This is a genomic window from uncultured Chryseobacterium sp. (genome assembly GCF_913776365.1).
Taxonomy (GTDB): Bacteria; Bacteroidota; Bacteroidia; order Flavobacteriales; family Weeksellaceae; genus Chryseobacterium.
This window is the reverse complement of the sequence record NZ_CAJYMO010000207.1, coordinates 1-8,124: the sequence shown is the minus strand read 5'-3', so window position 1 is coordinate 8,124 and position 8,124 is coordinate 1. Positions and strand designations below refer to the sequence as shown.

5 protein-coding genes are annotated in these 8,124 nt (G+C 44.7%); all 5 read right to left on the bottom strand.

Annotated elements, in window-relative coordinates:
• A partial coding sequence (locus QZ735_RS10480; RefSeq protein WP_294247928.1) for an NPCBM/NEW2 domain-containing protein occupies nucleotides 1-612 on the bottom strand: 612 nt, incomplete at its 3' end.
• A gap of 3 nt (nucleotides 613-615) precedes the next feature.
• Complete coding sequence (locus QZ735_RS10475; protein WP_294247926.1) at nucleotides 616-1,992, bottom strand: glycoside hydrolase family 43 protein; 1,377 nt, start codon at nucleotides 1,990-1,992, stop codon at nucleotides 616-618.
• A 15-nt stretch (nucleotides 1,993-2,007) separates the two neighbouring features.
• Complete coding sequence (locus tag QZ735_RS10470) at nucleotides 2,008-4,452, bottom strand: TIM-barrel domain-containing protein (protein WP_294247924.1); 2,445 nt, start codon at nucleotides 4,450-4,452, stop codon at nucleotides 2,008-2,010.
• Nucleotides 4,453-4,669: 217 nt separating this feature from the next.
• Nucleotides 4,670-6,595 carry an alpha/beta hydrolase-fold protein gene (locus QZ735_RS10465; protein WP_294247921.1) on the bottom strand — a complete coding sequence of 642 codons (1,926 nt, stop codon included), beginning with the start codon at nucleotides 6,593-6,595 and terminating at the stop codon, nucleotides 4,670-4,672.
• Between the two features lie 529 nt (nucleotides 6,596-7,124).
• Nucleotides 7,125-8,124, bottom strand: a 1,000-nt coding sequence (locus tag QZ735_RS10460; RefSeq protein ID WP_294247918.1) for a family 43 glycosylhydrolase, incomplete at its 5' end; no start/stop codon positions are given.

The window sequence follows — 8,124 nt, the reverse complement described above, 5'->3', positions numbered from 1 at the left end:
GGGTGAACCAGGGCGGACGCCGTAGATCCCTGCGGAATTGATCTTCGGTACAGCCGAAGGTTTAGGGGTTAAGATATAGGGTTCCGAAGCAATCGGGTTGAAGGTTTCCAATGTAGAAACACCGGTGGTTTCAAACCGGGCATCCACCCAGTCGGCGTGGTCGTAATACGGACCGTTTCCGCCATCTGCAACGACCAGTTCCAGCTGTTTGATTCCTTTTAACGATACCGAAACGGGTTTGGCTTTGTCGCCCAGATGCATAATGCCGCTTGACCAGAGTTTTTTGTTGTCGCCGTAAATTTCAAATTCCACTGCGGGCTCGTGGCCTTTCATTTCATCGTCGATCCCGACCCATGCTGAAAATTTTGTAGCTTTTCCGTCTAATCTAATCAGCAAAGAACTTTCGGCGTGGGTTCCGAAACCCCGGTCAAACGTTTTGCCGGCAATCGTCAGTTTTTTACCGTCCACGGACGTATTGATTCCGGGTTTCCCGTTTCCCTGCGTGACAACGCTTAGGTCGAGTTTGTCCAGCCATACGGTGGATTGGGCATTTGAAATCTGGCCTGCCAATAAGAAAGCCGTGGAAAGGATGAGTATTTTATTCTTCAGCATTTTTTAATTCATTGTATTAAACTTCCACCAATCGAAATAGAAAAGGTCTTTTTCTCCTTTAAAGACAAAATAGAGATCGTGGATGCCCTTGATGTTTTTGACCGGTGTTTTGATTGTTTTAAAAAGATCGCCTTCTGCTTTTCCGGCTACCCGGACGGTTCCTAAGAGCGGTCCGTCAACAGCATCGGTATGGATTTCTATACTGCCGCCGTACAAAGCAGCTGCGGAGACTTCCACAGATTGGGTTCCCTGGGAAAAATCCACGCCCTGAACTTTAAGGTAATCGCCATTATTGACGGATGAAACTACAATCAGGTCGGTAATTTTCTTTCCGGTATCATAGGGATTGTTCCTTTCCAATTCGGTCATTTTCTCGGTTTTCAGGCCTTCGCTGAAGGCAATGGTTTCGGCCTCTACCCTGTTGTACGGATTGAGGGTTGCTATTCTTTTTACACCTTCAGGATTCCAGAACGGCAGCTTTTGGATGGTGCCGTCGGCATTGTATTTCATTTCACTCACGCAGACCGAACGGCGTTCGTAATGTTTGCTCATGGTCTGTTTTCCGATGTTGTAATTGAATCCGAAAACATAGGTTTTGCCTTTGTAATCGATAATTCCCGGATGGTTTCCGTTGGAACGTTTATCGCTGTCCATGATCATTCCTTTGAATTCCCAAGGTCCGGTCGCCGATTTTCCCATCGCATAACCGATTCCTTCGGGACAGCAGGTTGAGGCATACGCCATATAATATTTTCCGTTTCTTTTCCATGCCCACGGCCCTTCCTGGTAATGAAATGGATCAGCTGCCCCTTTTACTTTGGCAATGGACGGATCTTTTACCACATCGCCTTTTACCGAAATCATATCTTCATTCAGCTTAACGTACCAAAGGTTGGGATTTCCCCAATAGAGATAGGCCTGTCCGTCATCATCGATCAGCACCGTCGGATCAATATCATCGGAGGAATTTTTAACCAGCGGCTTTCCGATCGGATCTTTGAAAGGACCGTACGGACTGTCCGCCACCAACACGCCGATTCCGCGTTGTCCCGGCATCGGGCAATACATATAGAATTTTCCGTTTCTTTCAATGACCTGGGGAGCCCAGGCTCCGTTTTCGGGATCGGTCCATTTAAAATCTTTCAGGGAAGCCACAACGCCATGATCGGTCCAGTTGACCATATCCGTAGATGTGTACAGCAGCCAGTTTTTCATTTTGAATCCGAAAGCATCATCTTCATCGTGGCTGGTATAAAGGAAAACTGTGTCTTTGTAAACCATCGGCGCAGGGTCGGCAGTGAATTTGGTCTGGATGATGGGATTCTGGGCAAATGCGACCTGGAAGCATCCGAATATCATGGATAAACTTAAAAATTTCATTGTCATACTTTAAGATTATTTAAAACTTATGTTGATCTTTTTCCCGGAATAATTCACGGTTTTCTGCTGACCGTCCGGAAGAAGTAAACTGAAATTTCTTTTTTCAATCATCCCGTTAAATTTACCTTTCCGGGCTTCAACGGTAAGTGTTTTTGATTTTTCGTTCCAGTGAAAAGGGATTTCAGTAAAGGCTCCTTTTTCGTAATTGTAATTATCGAATTCGTCTTCGTACAAAACAAAATCGGCATCCGCTCCGGGATAAATTTTTACGTTAAGCTGATCCCATTTTTTTTCCGTTGCATATTGTACATCAGGACCGAACGGAATAATGCTTCCTGCTTTCACGTATAATGGAATGCTTTGGAGGGTAACGGATTTTTCAATCTTCTGACCGCCGCTGTGCTTCTGATTCGTCCAGAAGTCGAACCAATCGGTTCCGGCCGGAAGATAGACCTGCATGGGTTTATTTTGGGTGAAATCGATCTTGGAATCCTGATTTTCTTTCTTCGTGCCGTTGTCTTTATTCCAGCCCTGGTTTTCATCGGTGGTTATGATTTTTTCCGGGGTGTACTGCGCATAGAGAACGGGTGCTACCAGCAATGACTTCCCAAAAAGATACTCATTATTGAGATCCCAGGTATTTTTGTCTGATGAAAAATCCATTGACAATGCCCGGAGAAAACTCGAATTGTTTTTGGAAACGTCATGGGAAACGGAATAAATATACGGCAGCATGCTGTACCGCAGCCTGATGAATTTTTCTATTGCATCATACACGACATCACCTTTTTTCCCGAACTGGTAAATTTCCCTGGGAACATCGGTCCCGTGGGAACGCATCATCGGAGTGAAAGTTCCGTACTGGAGCCAGCGAACATACAATTCCTGGAACACCGGGCTCTTCGCACCGCCATTCCTTCGGTAAACACCGGCAAAGAAACCGCCGATATCGGAATTGAAATTCGGGTTTCCGGTAAGGCTGAAATTTAAACCTGCCGGCACCTGGTTGCGCAACATTTCCCAGGAAGAATTGACATCACCCGACCAGGTATTGGCTCCATATCGCTGCTGGCCGGCAAATGCCGATCTGGTGAGAATAAAAACCCTTTTATCGCCTGTCGTTTCGCGCTGATGGTCATAAACACCGCCTACCGTCATTAACGGATAGGCATTTCTCACTTTTCTGAATGATCCTAAGTACGTTTTGGTATCGAGGTCTTCCGGTTTCTGACTGAGGTGGTCGGGCTCGGTAGAATCCATCCACCAGGAATCTACTCCTAAGCTGAAGAGGCCCTTGTTTAAATATTTCCAATACATATTCCGGGCTTCGGGGTTGTACGCATCGTAGACACGTACCCCGGAAGGATAATTCATATCCGGCGGCCATACATCACGCCCCGATTCCGGCCACGTTTTAAAGTTGAACAGCATTCCTTTCTGATCCATTTCCCGGTACGGATTCGTCATCGGCCCAAAGGATGACCAGATGGAAACAGAAAGATGTGCGTTCCTATCATGAATATCCTGAATCATTTTTTTGGCATCGGGAAAATCAGGGCTGATGAAATCCATAGCATTCCACTGGTAATTGTTTCCCCAATACTGCCAATCCTGAATGATTCCGTCAAGAGGGACTTTTAATTCCCTGTATTTTTTTACTACATCTACCAGTTCATCCTGACTTTTGTAGCGTTCTTTGCTCTGCCAATAGCCGTAAGTCCAGAGCGGGAGCATCGGCACATTCCCGGTCAGGTTCCGCATTCCGGCTACTACGCCGTCGGCATTTTTTCCATAAATAAAATAATAATCAATGCCCTCTCCCACCTCGGAAGAGAAAGACGTCTGCTGCGGCGTATCGGTAAATTGGGTCGGCGATTCGTTGTCCCAGAAAATGCCATATCCTTTCACCGACTGAAAGAACGGAATAAAATCCCACGTGTTGTTCTGAATCATTTTAACATCGGTATTCCGCTGAGACATTTTCCCGTTCTGCAGAATTCCCAGGCCATAGATCGGCTCTTCTTTCTCCAGCTGAAAAGACTGTGAAACAGAAAGGGTTTGATTCCCGGCATCGTTGAATGGCTTGAAATTACTTCCGGTTTCTTTCAAAAGCTCCTGTCCTGACGGTGACCGGTAACTTATTTTCCCGGTTTTAACATCAATGGAAAGCTGGAGCTGATCCGATTTTAATAAAATAGCATCATTGTTTTCGGAAACCGAAAACCGGGTCTGCTGTTCCTTTCGGATGACTGCCAGGCTGTTTTTCACCCATGATTTTCCAACCGGATATTTCATTATCCTTACCGTATTACCGCCGTACCATTTTACTTCAATAGCCAGATTTCCCGCAGAAAGACTCAATCCGGAATCCGTTTTTTTATAGGATTGCGCATCAATATTTCCGGAGAGCATGACCACCGTAAGGATAAGTATTCTGGTTTTTACTGTGTTAAAATTCATTTTTTGTGATTTGGATAAGACTGAATGCTACAGACTTAAAGTTTATTACCTTACGGATTTTTCTTAATACAAAGGTTAACTTTTCCTAATGTTTAATGTAAGCAGGCAAAGAAATGTTCGGCAGGCTGATCTGATGAAGTGTGCACATCATCAATCTGCTTCATCACCGGCACTGTCGCTTTGTATCTCCTTCTAAAATGTGCGCTGGTCTCCGGATTTATTTGAAAAGCAGCTGCGCAAAGTTGTACAGGTTGTTCCTCCATACCGGCCAGGTGTGACCGCCCGGATATTCGGAATAGGTATATTTAATGCCCAGATCATCCAGTTTTTTCATCATCACCTGGCAGTTTTTGTAAGCGATGTCTTCTTTTCCGCCCATCGAAATCCAGAAGTTTTTGATGTTGGAATTGATCTGCGATTGGTTATCGGTCATAAACTGATATTCTTTGTCCGCTACTTCCTGTAGTGAAGGCAGGATCCATCCTGAACTGAAAACACCCAGCGAGGAAAACATATTGTAATTCTGAACACCGGTGTGCAGCGTGTAGATTCCGCCCATTGAAAGTCCGGCCAATGCCCTGTTGGCCGCATCTTTTTTAATCCTGAAATTCGCTTCGGAAAACGGGATTACCGATTCTTTCAGTTCCTTGTCAAACATCTGAAGATTACGGTCTCCGAAGCTTCCGAATCCAGCAGGTCCGATGTTGGCATCCGGCATCACGATGATCATCGGTTTGGCTTTGCCTTCGGCAATCAGGTTATCCATAATCAGGTTGGTTTTTCCCTGCATCGCCCATCCGCTTTCGTCCTCGCCGCCGCCGTGCAGGATATACAGCACCGGATACGATTCAGCAGTATTTTTATCATAGCCCGGCGGCGTGTAAATAAACACCCTCCTCCAGGAATTGGTTACTTTCGAGAAAAGATTCTGAATCCTGATGTCTCCGTGCGGAACGTCTTTCATCGTATAATAGCCATCGCCAGCAAAAGGTACTTCGATTCCGCTGGCATATCTTCCCATTCCGTAAAAGGTTTTGCTGTAAGGGTCTGCCACCGGTACATTGTCGATTACCATTGAATAGTAATGGAATCCTTCGCTTAAAGAATCGGTCGTTGTTTTCCAGACGCCATCCGGATCTTTGGTCAGGTCGTATTTTTTTCCAAGATCGATCTGGACTTTCTGTGCTTCCGGTGCTTTTACCCTGAAAATGGCCTTTCCGTTGGGCATGATCTGCGGGTACTGTGCATTCCGGATGTTGGATTCTGCAGGAAGACCCAATACGGTAAAATCGGAGAAGGTGGTTTTGTCAACCGGCTTGAAAATCAGCTGGGAGAAAATATACAGATCATTTTTCCATACTTTGAAATCGTGGCCACCCGGTTCGATGTAGAAAATATGCGGAATTTTATTCTGCGCCAGGTAATCGTGGGTCCTTTTGCTGAACGGCATCAGTCCGTCTGCATCACCACAGGAAATCCAGAGCAGTTTTAAATTCTTTGCTTTAGCGGGATCCGGAAGCAGCTTCTGCGGTTCTTTTGTATTCGGAGCGGATGAGAACCCTCCCACCCAGGCAAATTTGTCGATGTTTCCAAGCCCGAAGTTCAGGGTTTGTCCGCCACCCATCGAAAGTCCGGCAATCGCTCTGTTGTCACGGTCTTTTTTAACCGGAAATTTATTTTCTATATACGGAATGAGATCGTTCAGTAAATCTTTTTCAAAAGTAGCAAATGCTTCCACTTTGTCTTTGGCCATGATGTTGCCGGTTGCGCGGTCGTCTTTCATCGCTCTCCCGTTTGGCAGCACGACAATCATCGGGGTAAGTTTTCCTTGCGCATACAGATTGTCAAGAATAATCTGCGGCGTCCCGTTTTTATACCATTCTTTTTCGTCCCCGCCTATCCCGTGAAGCAGGTACAATACCGGATATTTATTCCCCTTTTTGAAGCCCGGCGGCGTATAAATCAGTGCTTTTCGGGTTACGCCTACGGTCTTTGAGGGATATTGAATGGAGTCGATCTTACCATGAGGAATTCCGGTATTGGCCACATCAAATCCTGCAGGAGCCTGTCTCTGTGTATTCTGGGCTGTTAACGGCACCACGATTAAGGATGCGCTTATGATAAGTAGAGATGTAATCTTCATTGGTTTTTATTTGTAATTTTTACACTTATTAATTTAGATAAAAAAATAATACCGGCAAGGGTTTATTTTTTATTGTTTTTATTATTGATTTACCGTTGGTTTATTAACGGATGCATTATTAACAGGACGCTCCTACGGAGCTATAATTTGGCAGATATTGCCAACATTCTGCTACTAACAGGATGCTCCAACGGAGCATTCTTATCATAATATATTATTACGCTGCTCCTAGAGAGTCTTAATGACTGGTTATTTAGCACTTTTTGTCACAAGGCTGACACCCTATCCTGATGATGCTGCCCTTTCAGGAATTGGTTTTTCCGTTGTGCTTTTTTGTCATAGGGCTACCACCCTATGCTGATTTAAGCCGCCCTTTCAGGGCTTTCAATTTGGTCTGGTTACTCATCCTATCTGTTTTTTCGTAGATTTCATAGGGCTGCACCCTATGCTGTTGATTTCGCCATTTTATGGCTTATGGTGTTTTTTGCCAATGTAACTTTAATATCTAAATTTTCCAGATTATTCAATTTTATTTTACATCTGTTTTAACCCTGAAAAAATCAACATCCACAAAACCGCCCGGATCTTGAGTGGCATAATTGAAGATCGCAAATTTGGACCCCATAAAGAATCTGCGGTAGTCGAAAATCATTTTGTAATCTTTCGCCATTTCCGTCCAGTTTTTCCCGTCGGTGCTGTAATAAAAATCTGCCAGGTCTTTTCCCAGGTTGAAATCGGCATCAATTTTAAAGTAGACTTTGTCAGCGTTCAAAGGAATGCGTTTTTTCTCTTCTTTTTTAACGTCAGTTACCGCCTTGGTTTTATTGTCCAGGCTCACTTCGTTGGTTGAGAATACCAAATACTTTTTGCCGCCTTCCATGACAACAGACAAAATCCCGGAATCGCCGTTGAAGGCAGTGAAACCGGCAACATCGCCGTCCTTCATTCCTTTTACCTCCAAAACCACTATGCCACTGGATGTCGGGCCTTCCATTCTTTGGGTCAATGTATTCGGAGCGAGGTACAAATTATCTACTATTCTGGATGTTTTTAGCCTTAAAAATCCTTTCCGTTCGGATAATGACCATGCGGAATTAACCGGATTATGATTCCACTGCCATTGGATTTTCAATTTTTTACCGGAAAATTCATCGCTCTCTACCAAATGATTTTTTGGTTTAAATGGTGAAAGCGGAACCTCTCCTTTCAAAGGCACTCTTCCGTTGTCGCCCAGCACCGGCCATCCGTTCTCCCATTTTACAGGAAGTAAAACAGGAACCCTTCCTACTCCATTTCTGTCCTGAAAGATCAGTGAATACCAGTTGCCATTTTTGTCATCTATCAGGGCACCCTGCCCGGCATAGGAAAATCCTAGGAAATTATCTTCCAGAACGACTTTCTTTTCGAAAGGTCCGGTTACTTTATCGGACCGGTACACGACCTGCCTCCGTTTTCCGCCTCTCGGCCAGGAAATCATCATCATGTAATATTTCCCGTCCTTTTTGATGATTTGGTTGCCTTCCAGAAGT